Raw genomic sequence first — 22,361 nt, forward strand, 5'->3', positions numbered from 1 at the left:
TCGGGACCGCCGCCCTGTGGGCGCCTGTCTCACGCAGGCCTCGGACGCCTCCTCCAGCATGTGCATTCACTCCCGTGCTCTGCCTGCCCACGCCGTACGACCTGGGCCGAACAGGCGATCGACATGCTGGGCGACTGCCCGCACACACGCCTCTTAAGCCCCTGTGTTCGATCTCTGACTCTCGGTGCAGGGGCCGGACGGGCCCCGGCCCGCCACGCCACCCTGAGAAGCGGGGCAAAATTCCCTCATCGGACATCGACTGGAATACTCGTCCAGGTGATCACTGTCGGGGTCGAGGAAGAGTACTTGCTGGTGGATCCGGACACCGGGCTCCCGGTGCCCCGGGCGGATGCGGTCCGCGCGGCCGCAGGCCTGGATCCGGTCAGCGAGGAGGACGAGGTCCAGACCGAGCTCCTCCAAGCACAGGTCGAGATCGCCACTCCGGTGTGCACCGAGCTCGACGAGGTCGGCGGCCACCTGCTGCGCCTGCGGCACGCCATCGGCTCCGCCGCCGAGCAGATCGGCTGCCGGGCGGCCCTGACGGGGACCGCCCCGGTCAAGGCCGCCGAGCCGGTGCCCGTCACCCCCAAGGCGCGCTACCTGGAGATGCGCTGCCAGGCCCGCCGCCTGGTGGACGAGCAGCTGATCAACGGCATGCACGTCCACGCGGGCGTCCAGGACCGGGACATGGGCATCGAGGTGCTCAACCGGATCCGCGTCTGGCTCCCGACGCTGCTGGCGATGTCGGCGAACTCCCCCCTGTGGGAGGGGCGCGACACCGGTTTCGCGAGTTGGCGCACCCTCGTCTACGGGCGCTGGGCGGTCAGCGGTCCCCCGCCGGTCTTCGCCGGTGTCGCGGACTACGACCGGCGCGTGGCCGGGCTCGTGAACTCGGGCGTCATCACGGACGCAGGCCAGCTGTACTGGCAGGCCCGACTCTCGGAGAAGTACCCGACCGTCGAGATCAGGTGCACCGACGTCCAGCTGCGGGCCGACGACGCGGTGATGTTCGCAGGCCTCGTGCGCGCGCTCGTCGCCACCGCCGTCCAGGACGCGAAGTCGGGGGCGCCGCTCCCGGACTGCCCCCAGGAACTGCTGCAGGCCGCGACCTGGCAGGCCGCCCGATACGGCGTGAGCGGCCCGCTGGTGGGGTGCGAAGGGGGGCGGCACAGCGCCCGCGACGCCGTGGGCCTGCTCATGCGACACGTACGGCCGGCTCTGGACGAGGCCGGTGACTCCCGCGAGGTGACCGCCCTCGTCCACCGGCTCCTCCGGGACGGCGCGCCGGCCGACCGGCAGCGCCGGGCGATGGCGGAGGGCGGCCTGCCGGCTCTGATCGAGCTGATCACCACCCAGAGCACCGCGCCCTAGGGCCTGGCGACGGCCTGCGGGCGGACCTCGCAAAACCGGGGGTGCCTGCCCGCGTGGACCGCCGTCGGCGTGGCGGCCGCGATGGGAGGGCAGTCATGACATGTGACGCAGGACCCGTCCGTACCTCGTGCAGCTGAAGGAGTCGTCGTGCGTATCGTCCTGCCGGCCGGGGTCCCGGAGCGGCGGCGTGCGTGCGCGGAGACGACCCTCCCGGACGGGCGCGGGGTGGAGGTGGTCCGGTGAGCGCGGCAGACCCGGCCACCGCGTCCCGGGAAGCACTCCGGGGACTGCTCGCCGAGGCGCACGCCCTCCTGCCCGACACGGTCGCCCTGCGTCGGAGTATCCACCGCTTCCCCGAGCTGGGCCTGCACCTGCCCCGCACCCAGCGCGCCGTGCTGGAGGCGCTGGACGGGTTGGGGCTGGACCTGGCCACCGGCTCCCGCCTCAGTTCCGTCACGGCCACCCTCGACGGCGCCCGGCCCGGCCCCGCGGTCCTGCTGCGCGCCGACATGGACGCCCTGCCGCTGGACGAGGAGACCGGCCTGGACTTCGCCTCCCGGGTGCCGGGGGCCATGCACGCCTGCGGACACGACATGCACACCGCCATGCTCGTCACGGCCGCCCGGCTCCTGTCGGCCCGGCGCTCGCAGCTGGCCGGGCGCGTCGTGTTCATGTTCCAGCCCGCGGAGGAATCCGACGGCGGCGCCCGGCACATGATCGACGAGGGCGTACTGGAGACCGCCGACGGCCGCGGCGTGCGGTCCGCGTTCGCCCTGCACGTCACGACCCGCTTCGACAGCGGCACAGTCCATCTGCGGCCCGGTCCGACCTTCGCCGCCTCCGACCGGCTGCACGTCACCGTCCGCGGCCGCGGCGGGCACGCCTCCGCCCCGCACCTCGCCCTGGATCCGGTCCCCGTCGCATGCGAGATCGTCCAGGCCGTGCAGAGCATGGTCACCCGGACCGTCTACGTCTTCGATCCGGCCGTGGTCACCATCGCCTCCCTCCACGCCGGTACCGCGGGCAACGTCATCCCCGAAACGGCAGAGCTCCGCGGCACCTTCCGCACCCTCTCCCCCGCCACGCGGCAGCTCGTGCGCGAGGGCATCACCCGCGTCGCCCACCACGTCGCCGCCGCGCACGGAGCCCGCGTCGAGGTGGAGCTGTCCGAGGGTTACCCGCCCGTGGTCAACGACGACGCCCGCACTGCGGCCCTGCACGACACCGCGGCCGCGCTCCTCGGCCCCGACCGGGTCCACCGCCTGCCCCAGCCGTTCATGGGCGCCGAGGACTTCTCCTACGTCCTCCAGCAGGTGCGGGGCACGATGGCCTTCCTCGGCGCCCGCCCGCCCGGGGTTACGCCAGAGGAAGCCCCCGACTTCCACTCCAACCGCGTCGTCTTCGACGAGGAGGCACTGGCCACGGGCTCGGCCCTCCACGCGGCCGCGGCCCTGTGCCGCGAGTAGACCGGACCGGGAGCGCCGACCGGGAGCGACCCGTCGTGCGGGCGGACCCGACGGCCGGATCCCCGGTGGCCGGACCGCTCAGCGGCGCAGGGCGGTCTCCCGCTGCATGTGCGACAGCCTCTGGGGGATGGCGCAGGGCGTAGCAGCCGGTGACGAGGCCGTCGCCGCTGGGCAGAGTATCCGTGGACCTGCGCCGGCCGCAGCGACCCCTCGGCGCTGGCCCCTGCCGAATCCGGCGGCCGGCAGGCGGGCTACGGTTCGGCGCCCGTGACGGGCCGCGGGACGGCCTCCGGGGAAACGATCCCGCGCGGGCCGGTGCGCCGCGGCGTGTGGCCGTTCCCGGTGCGCGATCCGGCGGAACACCGCCGAGTGCGCAAGCACTGCGACGACGGCCAGACCGCCGCGCTGGTCTGCCTGGGTCGCCCTGAGCAACGCGGCCAACCGGCCGGCCGGGGTCGGGCACCAGCGGGGAGGCTCCCACGAGCCCGGCATGGTCGCCGCCGCGCTCGGCTGATCGGGATGCGGATCCGGGCCGGGGCGGCCCGGGAGGCGGGTGGTGTCAGGGCGGTGGGGGCCCGGGGGGTCCTGCACGGGGTCGTTCGACGGTGGAGACCACCCGCACCAGTGCCGGCCTCGCGGGGGCCGACCCGAAACCGAACCGCACGGGCGGGACGACGGCGGCGAGCGGACCGAGGTCGACCCCGTCGAAGGATGCAGCGGCGCCCGTGATCGGCCGGAGGTCGCGTGCCGCGTACCACTGGCGGTATCCGGGGCGCGAGCTGCCCCGCGTCCGTACGCCGGGCAGCAGGCGCGCGGGCACGTCGGCCAGCGCCGCCCAGCCCGGCCGCCGGGCGAGCGCCCCCGGGACGGCGCGCAGTGCGAGGCCGAGGGCGCCCCGTCCGCCGGTGGTGAAGCGCAGGACCAACGGCCCCGCCGCAACGTCCCACGCGGTGTCCCGCCTCCGCACGCTGACGGGCACGGTGCGGACCTCGTCGAAGTGGTAGATGTCCGCGACGCACTCCGCGATACGGGCGGTGGGCGCGAGGAGGATGCGCCGTCCGTCGGCACGCTCCAGCATCACGTCGCTGAACGGCCCCAGGGGCGAGCACGGCCAGTGCCCGACGACCACGCGCGTACCGGACTCCGTTCCGACGGCCGCGATCCACCCGTCGAACGTCAGCCGCTCACGTTCCACCCCGTGGGGCTACCCCGGCCGCCGCAGCGTATGCAGGGCCGGGCCTCAAGGGGCCCTTCCGTGCGCGGACCGGGGACGGGACGTCGAGCCGTCAGGCCGTTCTGTCCGGCGGGGGGATGACGCCGATCTGTTGGAGGAATCCGAACAGGTCCTTGTCGGACCACTTCTCGGCGAGCTTCCCGTTCTCGATCCGGTGGATGACCGTGCCCGTCATGGTGATCGGCTTGCCGGTGGCGGGGATTCCGGGGAGGTCCTTCTCGAAGACGCCGTGTGCGGTGAGACGGGTCACGACCTTGTCGCCCTCCGCGATCTGGTCCTCGATGTCGTGGGTTCCAGGGGTGCTCTCCCAGAACAACCGGAAGGCTTGTTTGAGCCCCTCCCTGCCCGGCGCCCCAAGCCCCGGGAACGGAGGCGGCGAGTGGTCCTGGTAGTCCTCGGCGACCAGTTCGTCCATGGCGTCGACATTTCCCGCGTCGATCTCCTGGTAGAAGCGGCGGACCAGTCTCTTGTTCTCCTCGGGGGACACGGCTGTTTCCTTCCGACCGGGTGACGCTGCCCGCGGGACACGCCCATGGTCGCCCCGCGGTTGTTCCCCCCCTCCCTCGACGCTCCGGCGGTCCGCCGCGTTCACTCCGCGGACCGCCTGCCGACCGGGTGAGGGTCCGGGGGGACGCGGACCGGGTCGACCCTACTCAGCCGACCGTGTCGAGCAGCAGCTTCGCGGCCACCGTCGCCCCGTCCGTGCGGACCGTGTCGGCCACTGCGGCTGCGCGGACGCGGGTCTCGGGGGCCAGGGCCGTCTCCAGCGCGGCGGACAGGGACTCGACGGTCGGGGCCGGACCCTCGTGTGTCCCGCCGATGCCCAGGTCAACCACCCGGTCGGCCCAGTACGGCTGGTCCGCCCCCTGGGGCACCACCACCTGGGGTACGCCGATGCGGGCGGCCGTGGTCGTGGTGCCCGCGCTGCCGTGGTGCACGACGGCGGCCACCCGGGCGAACAGCGCCGCGTGGTTGGTCTCGCCCACGACGAAGCAGTCGTCCTGGTCGTCGACCAGCTCCAACTCGGCCCAGCCGCGGGAGAGGACCGCCCGGCGGCCCTGAACCCGGACCGCCTCGACGGCCGCCCGGGCCACGCCCTTCGAGTCGCCGAGGGGCATGCTGCCGAAGCCCACGTACACCGGCGGTGTGCCGGCGTCCAGGAACGCCACCAGCTCGGGCGGGAGCGGACGTTCGTCCGGCCGGATCCACGCGCCGGTCTGTACGACGCCGAGGTCCGTCGGCTGCCACGGGCTCAGGGAGGGGTCCGTCGCCAGCCACGGGCTCTCGGTGAAGGCGTAGTCGCGCACGTTGTCCACCGGGGGCAGGCCGATCGCCGCCCGGTGGGCGTTGAGGGCCTCACCGAACATCTCGTTCGCGTTGCGGGCGTCCAGGTCCCACAACTCCCGGTTGTCGGCCACCCCCGGCGGCATCGGCCGGCCCCGCCGAGCGGGCGGAGGCTGGTGGGGCGAGGGCATGCTGACCGGCGTGTGACTCGCGTGCACGTAGCGGATGCCCAGCTTCTCGGCCACCGACCGTCCGCCGGCCGTGACCGGCAGCGGTCCGGTCGCCACCAGCGCGTCACACCCCTCGGCCGCCGCGGCGACCGTGCCGAACTGGGCGGCCATCAGATCGGCCGCACGCTGCGCCAGGCCCACCGCCGAGCCCGGCACGACCGTGGTCACCAGCGGGCGCACCGGCGCACCGGCCGGTACCAGCGGCACGCCGGCACCGGCCAGCAGATCCGCGTACTCCTCGTCCGGCGGCGCGCACACCCGCACCTCCGCGCCGAGTTCCCGCAACCGCACCGCGAGTCCCACCATCGGTTCGACGCTCCCGCGCGCCCCGTACGTCGACAACAACACTCGCATTTGCGGCTCCCCATGTCAGCAGCTCCTGGCTTCGGTCGGCGATTCTGCGCCACGACCCGGGTCTTGCCGCAAGCCCCTCGGTGGGCTATAAGTTGATCATGGAAGAGTGACCGTACGGCCGAAGCGGCGCTCCTCACACACCCGGCGCGGGCCGGTGGCCCTGCATGCTCATTGACCGCGGCGGAGCTTGTCGAGCTGTTCGGCGAAGGCCTTCGTCTCCGCGATCAGTTGGTCGCGCGCGTTCTCCTGGTTCTCGTCGCCCCGGTCCTTGAACGCCCCGCGGAAATGCGCCTTGAGCTGGGTCCACCAGCCGTAGTCCAGCATCGCCCACGCTTGCGACCACAGCGGGGCGCGGGTTTTCGGCAGGTAGCCCGCACCGACCAGGGGCCCGGAGAACCTCTTCGGATCGCTCCCCTCCAGGTAGCAGAGGAAGTGGGCCCCTCCTTGCGGGCGAGCTCGTCGAAGAGGAGCACGGCCGCCAGCGACGGCTCCGGCCCACCTCGTTGACGGTGTAGAAGGATGCAAACCCGTCGGCGGCGTCCTCTTCCAGCCCGAGGTTCGACGACAGGAGCTGACGCTGCAGGGCGTGGCCCAACTCGTGGCCGAAGATGAACCGGGTCGACAGCGCGGTTTCCTTCGTCAATCGGGCTGCCGGCCGGCGGGGGTGAAGGTCACCGGCAGGCTTTCGGGGCCGCGCAGGCCGCCGGTGCGCCAGCGGATCTCCTCCGGCGGTACGGCGAGGGCGAGACCCGGGAGTCGGCGCAGGGCGGTACCGATGGCGATCTGGCCCTCCAGCCGGGCCAGCGGTGCGCCCAGGCAGTAGTGGATGCCGTGCCCGAAGGCGAGGTGGGCGTTGTCCTGCCGGGTGATGTCCAGGCGGTCGGGGTCGGGGAACCGCGCGGGGTCGCGGTCGGCGATGGCCGAGGCGATCAGCACGGTCGCGCCGCGCGGAACGGACGCGCCCGCGATCTGGACGTCCTCGCGGGCGAACCGGGCGATGCCGGGGCTGACCGGGCCGTCGTAGCGCAGGAGCTCCTCGATCGCGCCGGGCAGCAGCTCGGGGGCGGAGCGCAGGAGGTCCAGCTGGGCGGGGTGGGCGAGCAGCGCGGCGATGCCGCCGGCGATCAGGTTGACGGTGGTGATGTAACCGGCGGCCAGCAGCAGGAACACCATGGCGATCAGCTCGTCCTCGGTCAGCTGCTGCTCCTCGTCGCGGGCGGCGATGAGGCCGCTGAGCAGGTCGTCACCGGGGTGTTCCCGTTTGGCCCGGATGAGCTCGGCCACGTAGGCGCGCATGTGGTGCCACGCTTCGCTCACCACCACGGGGTTCGGCGGCTCGTTGCCCCGCATGATCAGGAGGTCGGTCCAGCGCTGGAAGTCGTGACGGTCGTCCACCGGCACCCCGAGCAGTTCGCTGATCACCGTGACCGGGAGCGGCAGCGCGAAGTCCGCTACCAGATCGGCATGGCCGGACGGGGCGATCGCATCCAGCAGCCGGTCGGTGAGGGACTGGATCCGGGGGCGCATCCCGGCCACTCTGCGGGCGGTGAACGCCTTCGAGACCAGGCGGCGTAGGCGGGTGTGATCGGGCGGGTCGCTGCGGAGCATGGTACTCAGCATCGATTCGCGATCGGATTCGGGAAGCTGCCGCAGGAGCCGGGTGTCCGAGGCGTCGCGTACGTCGCTGCTGAGGCGGGAGTCGGACAGGGCTTCGAGCCCGTCCTCGTAGCGGGTGACGAGCCAGGCGTCCAGGCCGCCCGCGAGGACGACGCGGCGCACGGGGCCGTCCTCGCGCAGCTGCCGGTACAGCGGGAACGGATCCGCGACGAAGGCCGGGTCCGCGTAGGGCAGAAGGACCGGTCGCTCACTCACGATGCCTCCCGGAGTACGTCGTCCTCGTCGCTCTGCGGAGCGAGGCTATACGCCGGAATCCGCTATGGGGTGGATTGCTGCTTTGAGCCGGTTTGAGCCCGGTTGCAGCCGCGGCAGGGCGCGCGGCACCCGGGGCCTTTCCGAGCCGCCCCGATCGGGGGTGCCGACGGGCACCCATGGGCGTGGCGACGTCGTCCGCGCGGGCAGCCGGTCACCATGGGGCGGGGAAGGAGATCTGCCATGCCGGCACAGGGATCCGCGAAGCAGCCCACGACCGAGCTCGACGCCCGTTACAGCTCCGCGCTCCGGCCCCGTCCGGGTGCCGCGGACGTCACCGCCACGGAGTGGGCCGAGGCACAGCGGCAGCTGGAGGCTGCCGAGATCTTCTGGGTGTCCACGGTGCGGCCCGACGGCCGGCTGCACGTCACGCCCGTGATCGCCGCCTGGCACGAGGGGGTGCTGTACTTCTCGACCGGCGTGGGGGAACAGAAGGCGAGGAACCTCGCTCAAGACGGTCATTGTGCGCTGACCACCGGGGGGAACTCGCTCACCGAAGGGCTCGACCTCGTGGTCGAGGGTACGGCGGAGCCGGTTGCCGATGCGGCGGTGCTGGAGGAGGTGATCGCGGCGTACGAGGCGAAGTACGGAGCGCACATCACCTCGCCCGAGGGCCCCTTCCACGGGATCGGGGACGCCTTCCGGAGGGGGGACGTGGTGGTGTTCGCGGTGGCTCCGGCCACGGCGTACGGCTTCGGTCGGGACGACGGCGTGTACACGCACACGCGGTGGGCGTTCTGACGCCCCCCGTGCCGTCTCGCCGTATCGGCCTGCGTACGGGCCGTCCTTGCGGCCGTGCGGCCGGGCGTTCCGGCCCCCGGGCCTTCGCCGTGGCCGGGCGGGCCCGTACGGCGACGGCCGGGGCGCCCGGTTCGGGTCACCGGCGTCCGACGGCGGCGTCACACCTTGTAGTAGAGGTCGAACTGACGCGTCCCGCCGGCGGAGTTGTTGGTGATGCCGAAGCAGAGACGCAGCCCCTGGGAGCCGGTGTACACGGCCATGCCCTCCGGTTCGCGGGGGTCGGCGCTCGCGTCGGCCTCCGAGTGCGTGCGCAGGATGTAGCCGGTGGCCGGGTCGTTGAGCACTCCGTTGAGGTCCATCGACGTCGTGTGGATGGTCCACTTGTCCACGCCGGACAGCGGCTGCGAGGGGTCGCTGGTGCGGGGGTCGCCGTCCAGCATGTAGACGTACCGGCCGTGCGACGCGAAGCCCTGGAACGTGGCGGCCGTGGTCGTGGGCGCGCCGTTGGCGTCCGCCTTGGGCAGGAACGGCTGCTGGATCCGGGCCAGCGGGGTCGGCAGGGCGGAGCCGCCGACGGCTGCCGTCCGTGCCGCCGCCAGGTCGTAGGCGGCGAACCAGTGCTCGCCGCCGAGTGCGTAGCGCAGCAGGAGGATGCCGCGGGCCGCGTCGACGTACGGGGTCATCGCGGTGGCGGCGGGGTCCGGGGAGGCCAGCCGCTGGACGGAAGGGTGGCTGGTCCACAGCACGGTCCGGTCCGCGAACGGGAACCGTACGATCTCCTGGCCGTAGCCGCTCCTGGCCGCGTTCGCCTCGGTCCACACGTAGGCCGGGGTGCTCGCGGTGGCCGGCTCGATGCCGAGCGACACGCCGTGCCCGAAGCCGAGCAGGTACATGTAGCCCAGGACGTTGCCGTCCAGGTCGTGCCGGGTGAGGCACAGATCGCCGGAGGTGTCGTGCTGGTTGCCGCCGATGGCCGGCGTGATGGCGGCCTGGCTGCCCGCCTTGAGGTAGGCGACCTGGCTCGCCCCGGCTATCTGCAGGGTGTAGAGGTGCCCGTTGACGGAGTCGTACGCGATGCCCTGCAGCGTGGTCGAGGTGTCCTGGTTGACGATGGGGGCGGAATTCCACCGGGTCGACGGGTGGTCCACCGCGATGAGCGGTGCCCCGTCGGGAATGTTCGCGGGGTTCACCGCGGTGTCCGCGCGCGCGGTGCCGGCCGCCGCCACGGGCGTCGCCGCAGCCGCGGCGACCCCTGCTCCGGCGAACATCAGTCGACGTCGGGACACTCCTGGCGATGGCATGGGAACTCCTCATCCGCTGTACGGGGGTGGTGGCCGGCGCGGCCTGCAGGGCCGATCCGGCGGATCACTGTAGAGGAGCCCGACCCCACGGGCGGGGCGAGGGTCCGGCGGTGCGGCTTCGCGAACTCGGCGCGGTCATACGGGTGGGCGCGCCGTCGGCTGAGGAGTTCGCGAAGCGGCCGGCCGGGGCCGGTGTGGAGCCGGCGCCGACCGGGCAGTCGGTGCGCGCGTGGGGCACCGGAAAGACGCCGCCGTCGACGGCAGGCGTGCCCCGGCGCGCGGCCGAGGACGCCCAGGACGCGCAGGCGGCGTCCGGCGAGGCGGTCAACACCCCCGGGCGTCGACCGGTCTGGCGCCGTTGGGTAACGTCCGCGACCACGTCTTCACCGACCGCCCGTGGCAGGCTGCGGACCTGGTGCCGGCGCCGCGGCAGCAGCAGGCGGACCTCGACGTGTACAGACCGGTGCGCGGCTCCTGCCGGACGATCGGCCGCTCAGCCCCGCCGCACTGACGGCCTTCCGGATGCCGGGTCACCCTCGGTGTACGGGCGCGACGGCGACCGCCACCCGGGCCGGTGCGCCTCAGGGGTGGCACCCCAGGGGCGGACCAGCCGTACCTCGCCGGTCGGGCGGCTGACCTGGGCATCGGCGCGGCGCACGACGGTCCGAACCCGGCCGACGGGTCCCCTCGGCCCCGCTCAAGACGGCCCTGACCGCCGAGACCGCCGCACGGTCCGCATCGACGGGGCCGCGGTGGCCGCGAAGCTGCTGCTCGACGCCGTCGGCTGAGCGGGCCCGGTGCCGCCTGGCGACGGTCGTGGGCTGCGCGCCCCGCGGCAGGCCGCACCGTAGAGCTCCTCCCGCTCGGCTCCGCCAGGCCGGGACCCGGTGCGTGACGGGTCCCGGGGCGGGACGAGCTCGCCCGTACCGGGCAGGTGTCCCACACTGGTAGCGGGCACCCCCGTGCCAGGCGGTGCCGCCCCGGATCCGGGTGAGCGGGAGGCGGACCATGGTCATCACCCACCACATCACCGAAGACACCCTGCACGTGAAGGTCCTCAGGGATCTGGACATCGACAACAGAGCCGCGGCCGCCCTTCAGATCGAGGCCCTCATCCACACCCAGCGCCCCGGTCAGGTCACCATCGAGCTGCCGACGCAGGACCCCTCACCCATGACCCTCAGTGCCCTGGCCCGTACCCACCGGATGTGCCAGAGCCTCGGCATCCCCCTCACCGCGATCGGGCCCGGCGGGCAGCCGCGGCGGCTCCCCGTGGGCGACCCGGCCCGCGCAACCCGTTCCCAGCGGATCGAACACGGAGCGCGACACAGCCGCTGACCTCGCCGAGCCCGCAGTTCGGCGACGCCTGCACGGCGCGCGTCACGCGGACGCCCCGTCGACCACGGCGTCCACTTCCACCTCGACGAGCCAGTCCGGGTCGATGAAGCGGGACACCTCGACGAAGGTGGTCGCAGGCCGGACGGATGCGAACCGTTCGCCGTGCGCCCGGGCGGCTTCCTTCCACTGCGTCACGTCGGTCAGCATGATCCGCGTCCGCGTGACGTCCGCCGGCGATGCCCCGGCTGCCTCCAGCGCACGCTCGGCGATGTCCAGACACCGCACCGTCTGCGCATATACGTCGCCCGGCCCCACGGTGGAGCCGTCGTCCCCGATGGGGGCCGTGCCGGCGACGGCTACGTGGTTGCGCACGCGAACGGCCCGGGAGAAGCCGATCTGCGGTTCCAACGGGGATCCGGAGCTGACGGTCTGTCGATTTCCCATCCCGTCATGCTGCCAGAGGGTGCGCGCGGACCGACCACGGGTCCGCGGGGGGGGGGACGCCGGCCGGTGACGCCGACCCGTGACGCGTCCACCGGCTCAGCGGCGGTGGATCCGGTCGACGCCGTACCACTTCGACACGCAGGCGGCGACCCAGTCGCGTTCGTAGTCCGCCGTGAAGAAGGGCTCGGCGAGACCCCCGATGTACAGGGGCCCGTAGCCCACGTCCGCGGCGCCCTGCGCTGCTTCGGCGCGGATGCGGGAGTTCTGGGCGTCCCAGGCCACGGCGCGGGCGACCGTGACGGTCGTGAGCTGCCGGACGTTCGGGACGAGCGCGGCCACCGACGCCAGCACCAGGCAGGCCGCCGCCACGGTGCAGGCCGCGAGGAGCGTGCCGCTGTTGCGGCGGCCCGCCGACCACCGGCCGCCCCGGGCTCCCAACAGGGCGCCGTAGCCGCACAGCGCCAGTTCCATCGGGACGAGGTAGCTCGTCCAGGTACGGGCGTACGTCCACCCGCTCGGGCCGTAGCCGCTGCGCAGGCCGACCACCACCGCGAACGACCCCAGCACCACCACGGGCACGGGAAGCAGCAGCAGCATGACCAGCATGTGCCGCGGGACGGCCCGCCGTGTTTCCCGCCCCGCGGCCGCAGGGCCCAGCGGGCCGTGGAGTCTGCTGCCCAGCCCCAGGAGGACACCGACGGCGGCGGCTCCGAGGTAGGCCCACTGGCCGGTGACCGAGTGCCACATGTGCAGCCAGTCCTCGAAAGTGCCCCTGAGTTCGCTCACGGCGAGCGGGGACTCCTTGTCCGGCTGCTGGGCGCGGCGCCACCGCGCGCCGGGGGACGTGTACAGCACGACCAGTCCGCACACCAGGCCGGAGCACCAGAGCAGGCACCAGGTGGACGGGCGCCGGTTCCGCGCCAGCCCGAGGCGGGGCAGGGTCAGCAGCCCGGCCCCGGCCGCGAGCAGGCCGCTGACGAGTGCGAACGGCTCGCTCAGGGTGCCGAGCGCGAAGCCGATGAAGAACGCGGCGACGAAGCCACCCAGACGGACGGCGGCACGGGGGTGGCGGACGGTCCGTATGCCCAGGAGGAGCGCCCACACGCCGATGATGCTCGGAACGGTGTGGGAAATCGTCGCAGGGGCCCACAGCAGCACCTGATAGCTGCGGGTGCCCGCGTAGTAGAGCAGTGCCTGGACGACCAAGGCGCAGGCGGTCAGGATCAGCAGCGGGGGTTTCCCGCCGAGGAGCCGGATGAACTCCCGCCCCAGCAGGACCAGGCCTGCCGTGAAGGTGAGGGCGATGACGGTCGGAAGGATCTTGATGCCGGCCAGTCCGTCACCGTAGAACACACCGCTCAGGAAGGCATTGGCGACCCTGCCGTTCTGGGTCCGGTAGAAGTCGGACGTGATGCCGAGGACGCCGAGGTCACGGGATTTCCAGGCGGCGCACCAGTCATCGGACGTGGGCCGTACGTACAGCCCGAGGAAGCACCCGACGGCGATCAGGGCACCTGCCGCCGCGACGAGGATCCCGGCGGCTCCCGGCAGGAGCCCTCTCCCCACAGGGCGGCCGGTTGCCCGGTCCGCCGCCCGGGGGCGTCTGCCGAGGTCCTCGCCCTCGATCGAAGCCGTGCTCATTCACCACCCCTGTGCAGGAGGCCCGGTCGGACGGGCGTGCGGATCCGCCCGCCGGTTCCGGTGACCGCAGGCCTGCGAACACCCATGATGTGCACCGTTCACGGCCCCCGGCATCCCGGGCACGCCAGGACGGGTACCGAGCCGCGTCGGTCACGGGGCCTCCCGGTGCCCCGGGCTCACCCGGGCGGCGGACCTTCCGTGGCGGCCTCCGCACGGCTCTTCCAGGATGGGGAATCCGGATCCACGCGGATGCACAGCCCGGCGGAGGGAGCGGTGATGCCCGGTCTCCCGCTCCTTCGGTGGGCGGTCGTCGCGGCGTCCCTGGCGTGCATCGCCCTTCCCCTGTGCACCGCGGGGGACCATGCCCGGCGGCACGCCGGAGAAGCGCGGCCGGTGTTCTTCGTCAGCCCGGTGGGGCACCAGGGGCGCGGTGACGCCGAGGGCAGCTACGCACCCCGGTCGATGCTCGCCGCACTCGCCGCCCCCACCGTCGGCCTCCTCTCCAACACGACCGCCGCCGAAGGGGTCCCGCCGTCCACCGCAAAGGGCGCACGGTACGTCGAGCGGAGCAACGTCCTGCGGTTGCCCTCCGGCCGGTGGAACTACCTCCCAGCCGCCAGGACGGCGTCGGTCGTGGTCGCCCCCGACCATCCGGCCGCGCGCGAGCAGATCCGGCAGAGCCGCGCCTGGCTGGCCGCCGGGAGGGTCCCGGGCAGGTCCCCGGCACAGCGCGCGGCGGCCGAACGGGCCCTCTTGGCCATGCGCGCCCTGCTCCGGCCGAACGGCGCCCTGGCGGCGGGATGGACTCCCGGCTGGACCTACTCCTGGCCGCGTGATTCCAGCTTCGTCTCCGCCGCCTTCGCACACACCGGCCATGACGCCGAGGCCTACCGTATCCTCCGCTTCAGCGCCGCGACCCAGCGGAAGGACGGCACATGGGAGGCGCGGACCAAGCTCGACGGATCCGGCCCGCCGGACGGCAGACCGTGGCAGCTCGACGCCAACGGCTGGGTTCCCTGGGCGACCTGGCAGTGGTACCAGGCAGCTCCTCGGGCCACCCGCCGCATCCGGCTGGCCGCCCTCTACCCGATGGTCCGCAAAGCGGCCGACCACGCGGCGGGCTCCTTGCGGACGGACGGGCTGCCCCCGGCGTCACCGGACTACTGGGAGCTGACGACGACCACGGCGAACATCGGCACGGCCGCGCCCCTGCTCGCCGGGCTCAACGCCGCCGCGGACCTCGCCCGGGAGGTGAACCGGACCGACGACGCGGCGCGCTGGGCGAGTGCCGCGAGGCGGCTCTCCTCCGGGATCGCGGCGAAGTTCGCTCCCCTGGACTACCAGCGCACCGTGGACGGGCAGCACGGACACGACAGCGCGGTGGCGTTCATGGCTCCTCCCTTCAACGCGGCCCCCGCCGGCCTGCCCCGGGCGCTCGATGCCACGTACAAGGCCCTGCTCCTGCCCAACGGGGGCCTGACTCCCGGTAGCGACCCCGCAGCGCCCTGGGGCGGCAACGCCTGGACGCCGAGTACGTCGTTCTTCGCGCTGGCGTGGGCCGGTACGGGGAGGCCGGCGAAGGCCGGTCAGGTCCTGGACTGGGTGCTCGCCAAGCGGAACTCGCTCGGCGAGCTGCCGGAGAAGGTGGACAAGGAGGGCAGGCCCGCATCGGTCGCCCCGCTCGCGTGGACGGACTCGATCGTCGTGCTCTCCCTCGTGGCGCTCGACGGAACGCCACTCCCCACTCCGCCCTTGCGGCTGTAGTGCCACGCGGTCCCGGCCTTGCGGCAGGACTGTCAGGCGCTGCGGGGGCAAGTCCTCAGACGGGCTCCGTCGCGTCACCCGGCGGTGGAGCGGTACGGACGCCCTCCAGCGCCGCCAGAAGGCGCCGGCAGGCGAGCCTTTCCGCCGCCACCGCGCGCCTGAACGGGAGGTAATGCGGATCGCGCCGCGCCCGGGCTTCTTCCGCGGCGGCGGCGCGGAGCTCTCGCGCCCGGTCCAGCTTGTTCTTGGCGTCGACGTAGCGGCTGTCGAGGAGCCGGTGATCGAGCACCTCGCCGAAGGCCCGGTCCGCCAGCTCGCCGAGCCGGTCGAGCTCGGCGACGCAGCTCTCGGGGGTCGTGTCGTCGCAGCCTTCTTCGAGGGCCCGGGACAACGAGCCCAGGGTCGTTCTGAGCTCCGGGTACCCCCATGCTGGCGCGGAATCGTTCCTGCATCCCGTCGCGAAGGCCGCCAGCACGGCGAAGGAGGCCACGGCGCGAACCGTTCCCGGTATCGCGCGCCCGCACCCTGTGGAGCAAGGGGTCATGGGAGCCCCAATCGCCGGTGGTCAGGACCTTGGTCACGAGCCTTGGCCACGGACTTTGGTCAGGAGCCGACCTCCGTCGGGCCGCGACGTGGTCTGTCCGCCATCCTCGCCCGCGCCGATCAGCGCTGCCACCTGAAGGGCCGGGAGCAGCGCGACGCGCCCGCGGGACCGGGCCCCGCGGCAGCTACCCCCGGGAGGGGGCTGCGCCGGCCTGCGCGACCGTCGAGGCCTGGACCGCCCGGTGCCACGGGGAGGGCGGTCGGCTGCCGAGCGGCTCGGATCCGGCCGAGGGAGCCGTCGTGACGTGCAGACCGGCGTCCAGGCCGAGCGCCGCCGCAAGGGCCGTGCCGTCCGGCTCGGCCACGGCCGCCGGCGCGCCCGTGTAGAACATCTGGGACTCGTACCAGGACTGCGTGCCGTCCGCGTCCGACACGCTGACCGTGCCCTCGCCCGCGCGCCCCGCGAGCAGCCGGCCCGCGACGCCGACGGCGCCGTAGCCGCCCTGGCCGCCCACCTCGGTGACCGGGGAGAACTCCGGCGCGCCCACGCCCGCCGCGGTGGCCAGGCTCGTGGCGACGGCGCCCGTACCGGGCCGGCGGAAGTACAGGCGGACGCCGTCTCCCTGCGGGCTCACCGACAGCGGGCCCGTGGTCGCCGGCAGCCCGGTCCGGAAGGGGCCGCTGTACGGGGCGTCCGGTGCCGGCTGGACCCAGGCCAGTACCGTCCCGGCCGTCGCCGCGTACACGTGGCGCCGCCCCGACCCGTCGGTCGCGGTGACCGGATCACCCAGCAGACCGGAGCCGCCCAGGGCCTGCCACGCACCGAAAGCGCCGTCGGGGGTCTCCTGCGCACGGGCGCGCAGGGTGCGCCGGGAGTCCCGTACGTACACCGTCATCCGGCCGGTGGGGTCCACGGAGACGGACGGTGCACTGATCGCCGAGGTCCCGGATATGTCCACCTTGTCGGGGGTGCCCAGCGACTGCCACGGGCCGAAGGCGCCGTCGGGCGCGTCCTGGACGGCGTACACGAGGTCCCGTCCGTACTCCTGGGCCGTCGAGCCCAGGGTGGTGCGGGTGCCGAACACCGCGATCCGGCCGTCGGGGAGCCGGACCGCCGTCGCACCCGCGTCGATGCCGGTGCCGGGAAGGAGCCGGGGGCCCTGCCAGGGCGCCTGGGGCCCGCTGCGCGACCAGTACGCCATACGGCCGTCCAGGACGGCGAAGGCCCACAGCCGACCGGCGACACCCTCGGCCATCCAGGAGGTGCCGTCGCCCCGGCCGTAGCGGATGGTCTGGCTCCAGCCGGCGCCGGCGGGCCGGGTCGCGGTCTTGCGGTCGCCGCAGCCGGCGGGGCTGCCGCACCAGTCCCGGTGGTCCAGCCAGGCGTAGGTCTTGAGGTAGCCGAGCTTCTCCTCGGCCGTCTGCGGGTCGAGCGTCGGGGGCAGTGAGGTGTTGGGGTAGCTCACGTAGTTCTGGACCGAGAAGTGCGGCCGGTCCGTGGACTTCGCGTAGCGTTCGGCCGCGGCCTGCACGAAGCGGGCGCCGTAGACGTGGTCCTGGTGGTCGAGGAAGACGCCGCTGCCCTCCGACCGGCCGGGCGTCGGGTCCTGCGTCCGTATCGTGGTCGGCTTGTACATCGCGAACACCTTCGCGATGGCGTCTATGACCTGGTCCTTGGTGTACGAGAACCAGGGCTTGACCGGCGTTCCGGAGGTCAGCTGGGCGCCGAGGGAGGGGACCTTGGCGTCCCACAGACCGCGGAGGCTCTCCGGGTTGTCGTCGGAGATGCTCCGCGCCTCCCGCAGCTGCATCCACACCAGGTTGACCTCGGGCCGGGCGACGAGGACGTCCACCTCCGCGCTCCCCCCGCCGACGGTGGGTACGGAAGTGCGCTGCCAGGCACTGGTGCGCTTGCCGGTGGCCATCTCCGCGTAGGCGGCCCGAATGCCGTTCTGCCGGGCCTCCGCGTAGGCGGCGCGGTCGGCGGGGCCGGCGGGGTCGTCCAGGTGCGGGCTGTGGGCCTCGTTCCTGCCGTCGGACTCGCCGGAGGTCAGGTAGACGGTGGCGACCTTGATGCCGGTTGCTATCGAGCGGCTCAGGTCGGGGTTCAGGAAGAAGAGGTCGTCGTCGGGATGTGCGACGACCTGGAGGACGGAGCCCTCGGTCACGCTCGGGCGGACGATCGCCTCGGGGGCCGCCGACTGCTGGGCGGTCGCGTACCCGTAGGCCCAGCTCGTCACACCGACGACGCCGACGCCGAGCGTGGCGAGCAGTGCCGCGAGGCGGGTGCGGCTGGCCAGGGACATCTACAACGCCTTGGGGATCGGTCCGTGCGGAATTCCGACGAGGGGTCAGTCGGCGCCCCGATGGCTCTACCGCTTCCGGAGACGACCGGGCCCGATTATGCCCCGCGCGTTTGCGGCTGACACACCATCAAGTGGTATATGGCGGGAAACCGAAGCTAATACGGCTTATGGGGTTCTTGTCCTATTTTTCGACGCTTGGTCGGTTCGGCCCGCGGGGCTCCACACGGCGGGCGTGAGCCGCCTGGCCTGCGCTTCAGGTGGTCGTGCGGGGCAGCGGCCGACGGCGGGGCGTCCGCCTCGGTGTGATGCAGTCCACGAGGCGCGGGGCGCGATGTGACCGGCGGCGGGTGAGTACTCGGCGGAGGCACCAGGGGCGGACGGCGTGCGCCCCCGGCGCGCTGCCGGGGGCACCTGGTCGTCCGCCGGTCGGCGCACCGGGGCCCGCGGGGCGGCGCGCCCGGGGCGGGCGGTGAACCCGGGCCCGCGGGGCGGCGCCGCGGGCTCCGCGGGCCCGGCCGGGCGGTGTCAGCGGGTCGCGCCGAAGTCCTGCGTCCAGTAGGAGTTCGGCCCCGCGAGGCCGACACCGATCTCCTTGAAGGCACAGTTCAGGATGTTCTCCCTGTGCCCGGGGCTGTTCATCCAGCCGGTCATGACCTGCTGGGGCGTGCTGTAGCCGTAGGCGACGTTCTCGCCGTAGGTCATCCAGGCGTAGCCGGCCCGGGTGATGCGCTCGCCCGGGTCGGAGCCGTCGGAGCCGGTGTGCGACATGTTGGCGTGCGCGGCCATGTCCTTGCTGTGGTTCAGCGCGGCACTCGTCAGCTTCGCGTTCACGGTGAGCGCCGGGCAGCCGGCCTTGGCTCGTTCCTGATTGACGAGGGCCACCACTTCGGCGGCCGGGCCCGAGGGCGCCTCGGTCGGGCTGGCCGTCTTCGGCGGGTTGACCGGCGTCGCCGGCCGGACCGGGGCCGACTTCGCCGGGGTCGCCGCCGTGGGGCGCCTCGTCGGCTCGGCGGACGGCTGCGCCTCCTGCGGAGCCTGGGTGGGCTGCGCGGCCGGCGGGGTCGTCTCGACCGGGGTGCCTGCGCTGCCCGTCAGGTTCTGGATCGGCACGCTGGGGAAGGAGGCGCTGAAGGAAGGTGCGCTGTAGGAGGGGCGCTTGTACTGCTTGCCGTCGGCTTTCGCCGCACCCGACCCCTGAGGACCCAGGCATGCCATGGCGGCCGTGGGTATGCCCACGATGCCCAGGGCGGCGGCGGCGATGAATATCTTCTTCTTGTGCTGCGTCCTCTTACGGTGCTTCCGCATGCGTGACCTCACTTGGTTTCTGCGAGCGCCCCTGCGGCTGAACTGCCGGAGCGCCGAGCGGGCCGCCATTGTGAGAAGGCCGGGAACGGGCTGGCAAGTTTCGCCGCCGGCCCGCGGGGCAGCACCGGAAGCCAGGCTTGAAATGGGCGCAGAGTCATGCTGACCGTGCGGCCTCCGATTTGCGTGAGACGAATGATCGGCCATCAGAAACACCCGTGACGTGGAAAGTTGACCCAAGGCGTCCCGCCAGGCGAGACGCCCAATTTCGACGGAGACGGGAATGACCGATTCCAATCGGACAAATCTCGACATGTCGGCGAGGTGTTCACGGACGTGATGCTTCCGTGATCTTCTGGGGTGCCGTGATGCATGTCACTGTTTCCCGCAGGGGCGCGGTCGTCCCGAGTGGAACCGGGCGCCGCATCCGGGACCGCGACGGGCGACGCACCCGCGCAGCGGGGCGACCTGCCCGAGCCGCGCGCTCCCTGGCAGAGGGTCAGCCCTCGGCGACCCACCCCGGCACCGTGGGGAGCACGGCCTCCGCGACGCGGAGCAGCACCGCGTCGTCCGGCACCACGCCGTCCGCGCGCCAGAGGGTCACGTCGAAGGAGCCGCCGCTGTCCTGGGGGTCCCTCGCCACGGTGAGGGTACGGGTCGGGACACCGGGCCGGCCGGCGGCGTCGCTTCCGTCGAGGCGGAAGGTGAGTCTGATGGTGCGGTCCGAGGAGAAGGCGGCCGGCCGGCCCAGGACCGTACGCTGCCCGCCGTCTCCCAGGGACGAGGCGGACGCGGCCACCGGGAGGTCGTCGTAGGTGGCCGTCAGCTCGACGGTGTAGGTGGCGGACTCGACCCGGGCCGACGGAGCTGCGATCTCCTCCCCGCCGGCAGGCCTGAAGGAGCCGTCGCCGCCCTCGGCACTCCGCACGGTCTGACCGGGCGTTTGCAGCAGTCCTGCGAGGTCGGGGCGGTTCAGCGCCGCGCAGAGCTGGGCACCCGAGAGGCGCCCGGACGCCTGCTCGGGCCGCCCGCCGGTGCATGCGGCAGGCGAGGCCCCCGCCGACAGCGACGCCTGCTGGAAGGTCCACAGACCGGCCCCGAGCGCCGCGACCATCACCACGGCCGCGACGGCCTGACCCCACGCGCCCGCTCTCGTCGTACGTCCGTCCCCGCCCTCGGCCATGTCCCCCGCTTGCTGTGATCCCCCGATACGTGCCCGGGGACCCTAACCCGTGATCATCTGGCGGACAAAGGAGATTCCGGCTCGTCACGGGGTTGCCGGACCCGAGGGTGGCGACGGAAGGACGACCCGTGCGGCGTGTCCACCGGCGGGCGGCAGCCCCGGCCCGGTCGCGCTGCCTACCGTGGCCGCATGAACGCACGCGCAGCGCTGCCGGCCGACGGATACGGGATCCGGCGCGCGCGTCCGGCCGAGTCGAGCACGGTCGCCGCGCTCCTGGCGTGCGCTTTCGCCGATGACCCGGTCATGGGGTGGATGATCCCGGACCCGTCCGACCGGGTGCACAGGGTCGCCCTGTACTTCGAGCTGGCCCAGCGGCAGCAGCGGCCGCGGGCCGGCGCGGTGCGGGTGGCCGCGACCGCCGACGGGCGGCTGCTGGCGGCCGCCCTGTGGTCGGGTCCGGGTCGCCGGGCGGCCTCCGCACTCCAGGAGCTGGCGGCGCTGCCGCGGTACGCACGCGTCTTCGGCGTACGGGGGATGGGACGGGCGGCCGAGGTGCAGAACACCCTGCACGAGGCCCATCCGGACGCTCCGCACTGGTATCTGCCGGTCCTGGGGACCGATCCGGCGGTGCAGGGAGCGGGGGTCGGCTCGGCCCTGGTGCGGGAACAGCTGGCCCACTGCGACCGGCTCGGGCAGCCCGCGTACCTGGAGTCCAGCCAGGCCTCGAACGTTCCCTTCTACGAACGGCTCGGCTTCCGCGTCACACGGGAGATCCGGCTCCCGGACGGCGGACCGGCCCTCTGGCCCATGTGGCGCGGCCCGGCCCCGCGACCCGGCCCGTCGGCTGGTGAGCGCACTGGTCGCGAGGACCGCGGCCCCGGGAACGGCCTGGCGCAGTAGCAGCGCCCTCGCCGTGAAGGCTTTCGCGGCTTTCGGCATGAGCGTGAGCGTGGCGCGAGCGCGAGCTGCCGCAGCCCCGAGACCGTCGGCGGCGTCGCGGGCACAGCCTTCTACCAAGATCGGTTATCGGGGTCAAGCCACGTATTCGAGGGGCATGACGCACGTCTCGCCGCAGGGTTTATTTGAAGTACGCCCTCACCGGGACAAACCCCCCGGAGACAACGAGGCCGAACCAATAGCCCGGTCCTTTCCCCGGGACGTCACACAAACCCCCTTTTTCTTATCCCGAATGGAGAATTCCCATGTTCCAGCGTTTCTCGACCCGTCGTATCGTTCTGGCCGGAGCTTCCGTGGCGCTGCTGGGTGGCGGCATCGCACTGCCGGCGACCGCGATGGCCGCTCCGGTCGCCGCCCCGCAGCACGTGGTCACCCTCGCCCCCGCGGACAGCGCCGACGGCATCGGTACCGGCGGCGAGTCCAACGCCGAGAACACGACGGCCGGCGGCACGGCCACCGGTGGCACCGCCAACTCCGGCGTCGGCGTCTGCAAGGGCAAGTGCACCATCACCACCGGTGCCGCCACCGGCGGCAGCGCCAGCGCCGACGCCATCAACCAGGGCGACGCCACCTCGGTGGGCGGCGACGGCAAGGGCACCGGCGGCACCGTGAGCAAGACCGACGTGAAGGTCCTCAAGGACCAGGTCAAGCAGCAGCTGAAGGCCAAGCTCGGCAAGTAGGCGGCCGACAGCCCCCTGACTCCCCGCGACGTCCCGGCGAGCCACCGCACGGCGAGCCACCGCACAGCGGATGCCGGAGAGGCCCCCAGCCTCTCCGGCATCCGCGCGCCGCCGTGGCCGCGGATCAGCCGGTCGTGGACCCACGACCAAGATGTCTGAAAAATCCCGGTCCAGGAGGTTTCATCCGCCGTCTGCGGGCTATGCTTCCCATAGGCCTACGAGGCGAGCGAGGGAGTTCGACCGGAGTAGCCGACTGTGGCGGAAGTAGGTTCTCCGCCGTGGCCGACGTCACC

Annotated in this window: 19 protein-coding genes; 7 read left to right on the forward strand and 12 right to left on the reverse strand. The window is 73.1% G+C overall.

Translation table 11 applies throughout. From position 1 onward, the window contains the following. Positions 1-276: 276 nt before the first annotated feature. Positions 277-1,371: a carboxylate-amine ligase gene (locus tag AC0666_RS28155; RefSeq protein WP_468963985.1), complete on the forward strand. Its 1,095-nt coding sequence runs from the start codon at positions 277-279 to the stop codon at positions 1,369-1,371. Between the two features lie 239 nt (positions 1,372-1,610). Next, on the forward strand, positions 1,611-2,837 hold the full coding sequence (locus AC0666_RS28160; protein ID WP_468963984.1) for a M20 metallopeptidase family protein: 1,227 nt from the start codon (positions 1,611-1,613) through the stop codon (positions 2,835-2,837). A gap of 559 nt (positions 2,838-3,396) precedes the next feature. Here AC0666_RS28160 and AC0666_RS28165 read toward each other — a convergent pair. From AC0666_RS28165 to AC0666_RS28185, 5 genes are all read right to left on the reverse strand, one after another. Beyond that, a complete protein-coding gene (locus tag AC0666_RS28165; protein ID WP_478708566.1) occupies positions 3,397-4,032 on the reverse strand; it encodes a hypothetical protein in 636 nt (211 codons plus the stop codon). A gap of 91 nt (positions 4,033-4,123) precedes the next feature. Continuing rightward, entirely contained in the window at positions 4,124-4,558 is a 435-nt protein-coding gene (locus AC0666_RS28170; RefSeq protein WP_478708567.1) for an ester cyclase, read from the reverse strand. Positions 4,559-4,724: 166 nt separating this feature from the next. Further along, entirely contained in the window at positions 4,725-5,939 is a 1,215-nt protein-coding gene (locus AC0666_RS28175) for a glycosyltransferase (RefSeq protein ID WP_468963981.1), read from the reverse strand. A 168-nt stretch (positions 5,940-6,107) separates the two neighbouring features. Continuing rightward, positions 6,108-6,263: a hypothetical protein gene (locus tag AC0666_RS28180; protein ID WP_468963980.1), complete on the reverse strand. Its 156-nt coding sequence runs from the start codon at positions 6,261-6,263 to the stop codon at positions 6,108-6,110. A 315-nt stretch (positions 6,264-6,578) separates the two neighbouring features. Beyond that, on the reverse strand, positions 6,579-7,811 hold the full coding sequence (locus AC0666_RS28185; RefSeq protein WP_468963979.1) for a cytochrome P450 family protein: 1,233 nt from the start codon (positions 7,809-7,811) through the stop codon (positions 6,579-6,581). Between the two features lie 240 nt (positions 7,812-8,051). Between AC0666_RS28185 and AC0666_RS28190 the strand changes: the two genes are divergently transcribed. Further along, entirely contained in the window at positions 8,052-8,609 is a 558-nt protein-coding gene (locus AC0666_RS28190; protein ID WP_468963978.1) for a pyridoxamine 5'-phosphate oxidase family protein, read from the forward strand. A gap of 158 nt (positions 8,610-8,767) precedes the next feature. Here AC0666_RS28190 and AC0666_RS28195 read toward each other — a convergent pair whose 3' ends face one another. After that, positions 8,768-9,910 (reverse strand): phage baseplate protein, encoded by a 1,143-nt coding sequence (locus AC0666_RS28195; RefSeq protein ID WP_478708568.1) that lies wholly within the window; start codon positions 9,908-9,910, stop codon positions 8,768-8,770. 1,008 nt (positions 9,911-10,918) lie between these two features. Here AC0666_RS28195 and AC0666_RS28200 point away from each other — a divergent pair. Then, positions 10,919-11,248: a hypothetical protein gene (locus AC0666_RS28200; protein WP_478708569.1), complete on the forward strand. Its 330-nt coding sequence runs from the start codon at positions 10,919-10,921 to the stop codon at positions 11,246-11,248. A gap of 42 nt (positions 11,249-11,290) precedes the next feature. Here AC0666_RS28200 and AC0666_RS28205 read toward each other — a convergent pair whose 3' ends face one another. Further along, a complete protein-coding gene (locus AC0666_RS28205) occupies positions 11,291-11,692 on the reverse strand; it encodes a RidA family protein (protein ID WP_478708570.1) in 402 nt (133 codons plus the stop codon). 96 nt (positions 11,693-11,788) lie between these two features. After that, on the reverse strand, positions 11,789-13,333 hold the full coding sequence (locus AC0666_RS28210; protein ID WP_468963973.1) for a DUF6056 family protein: 1,545 nt from the start codon (positions 13,331-13,333) through the stop codon (positions 11,789-11,791). Between the two features lie 276 nt (positions 13,334-13,609). Here AC0666_RS28210 and AC0666_RS28215 point away from each other — a divergent pair, with 276 nt between their 5' ends. Beyond that, positions 13,610-15,097, forward strand: a complete 1,488-nt coding sequence (locus AC0666_RS28215) for a glycoside hydrolase family 15 protein (protein ID WP_478708571.1) — start codon at positions 13,610-13,612, stop codon at positions 15,095-15,097. Between the two features lie 55 nt (positions 15,098-15,152). Here AC0666_RS28215 and AC0666_RS28220 read toward each other — a convergent pair whose 3' ends face one another. The 4 genes from AC0666_RS28220 to AC0666_RS28235 form a co-directional block, all read right to left on the reverse strand. Beyond that, complete coding sequence (locus AC0666_RS28220; RefSeq protein WP_478708572.1) at positions 15,153-15,488, reverse strand: hypothetical protein; 336 nt, start codon at positions 15,486-15,488, stop codon at positions 15,153-15,155. A gap of 337 nt (positions 15,489-15,825) precedes the next feature. Continuing rightward, positions 15,826-17,946, reverse strand: a complete 2,121-nt coding sequence (locus AC0666_RS28225; protein ID WP_478708573.1) for a PIG-L family deacetylase — start codon at positions 17,944-17,946, stop codon at positions 15,826-15,828. Between the two features lie 525 nt (positions 17,947-18,471). Next, positions 18,472-19,251: a CAP domain-containing protein gene (locus tag AC0666_RS28230; protein ID WP_478708574.1), complete on the reverse strand. Its 780-nt coding sequence runs from the start codon at positions 19,249-19,251 to the stop codon at positions 18,472-18,474. Between the two features lie 496 nt (positions 19,252-19,747). Further along, complete coding sequence (locus AC0666_RS28235) at positions 19,748-20,431, reverse strand: DUF6215 domain-containing protein (RefSeq protein ID WP_478708575.1); 684 nt, start codon at positions 20,429-20,431, stop codon at positions 19,748-19,750. Positions 20,432-20,620: 189 nt separating this feature from the next. On the opposite strand from AC0666_RS28235, the gene AC0666_RS28240 reads away from it, so the two are divergent. After that, positions 20,621-21,331 (forward strand): GNAT family N-acetyltransferase, encoded by a 711-nt coding sequence (locus tag AC0666_RS28240; protein ID WP_478708576.1) that lies wholly within the window; start codon positions 20,621-20,623, stop codon positions 21,329-21,331. A gap of 302 nt (positions 21,332-21,633) precedes the next feature. Further along, positions 21,634-22,068: a hypothetical protein gene (locus AC0666_RS28245; protein ID WP_468963965.1), complete on the forward strand. Its 435-nt coding sequence runs from the start codon at positions 21,634-21,636 to the stop codon at positions 22,066-22,068. Positions 22,069-22,361 lie beyond the last annotated feature (293 nt).

It is taken from the genome of Streptomyces sp. NPDC043680, assembly GCF_056436685.1.

Bases quoted from the DNA above. Each gene is read 5' to 3' on its own strand.
- AC0666_RS28195 (WP_478708568.1), bottom strand. From the start codon at position 9,910: ATGCCATCGCCAGGAGTGTCCCGACGTCGACTGATGTTCGCCGGAGCA.
- AC0666_RS28210 (WP_468963973.1), bottom strand. From the start codon at position 13,333: ATGAGCACGGCTTCGATCGAGGGCGAGGACCTCGGCAGACGCCCCCGG.
- AC0666_RS28200 (WP_478708569.1), top strand. From the start codon at position 10,919: ATGGTCATCACCCACCACATCACCGAAGACACCCTGCACGTGAAGGTC.
- AC0666_RS28205 (WP_478708570.1), bottom strand. From the start codon at position 11,692: ATGGGAAATCGACAGACCGTCAGCTCCGGATCCCCGTTGGAACCGCAG.
- AC0666_RS28190 (WP_468963978.1), top strand. From the start codon at position 8,052: ATGCCGGCACAGGGATCCGCGAAGCAGCCCACGACCGAGCTCGACGCC.
- AC0666_RS28215 (WP_478708571.1), top strand. From the start codon at position 13,610: ATGCCCGGTCTCCCGCTCCTTCGGTGGGCGGTCGTCGCGGCGTCCCTG.
- AC0666_RS28175 (WP_468963981.1), bottom strand. From the start codon at position 5,939: ATGCGAGTGTTGTTGTCGACGTACGGGGCGCGCGGGAGCGTCGAACCG.
- AC0666_RS28225 (WP_478708573.1), bottom strand. From the start codon at position 17,946: ATGTCCCTGGCCAGCCGCACCCGCCTCGCGGCACTGCTCGCCACGCTC.
- AC0666_RS28180 (WP_468963980.1), bottom strand. From the start codon at position 6,263: ATGCTGGACTACGGCTGGTGGACCCAGCTCAAGGCGCATTTCCGCGGG.
- AC0666_RS28235 (WP_478708575.1), bottom strand. From the start codon at position 20,431: ATGGCCGAGGGCGGGGACGGACGTACGACGAGAGCGGGCGCGTGGGGT.
- AC0666_RS28240 (WP_478708576.1), top strand. From the start codon at position 20,621: ATGAACGCACGCGCAGCGCTGCCGGCCGACGGATACGGGATCCGGCGC.
- AC0666_RS28230 (WP_478708574.1), bottom strand. From the start codon at position 19,251: ATGCGGAAGCACCGTAAGAGGACGCAGCACAAGAAGAAGATATTCATC.
- AC0666_RS28245 (WP_468963965.1), top strand. From the start codon at position 21,634: ATGTTCCAGCGTTTCTCGACCCGTCGTATCGTTCTGGCCGGAGCTTCC.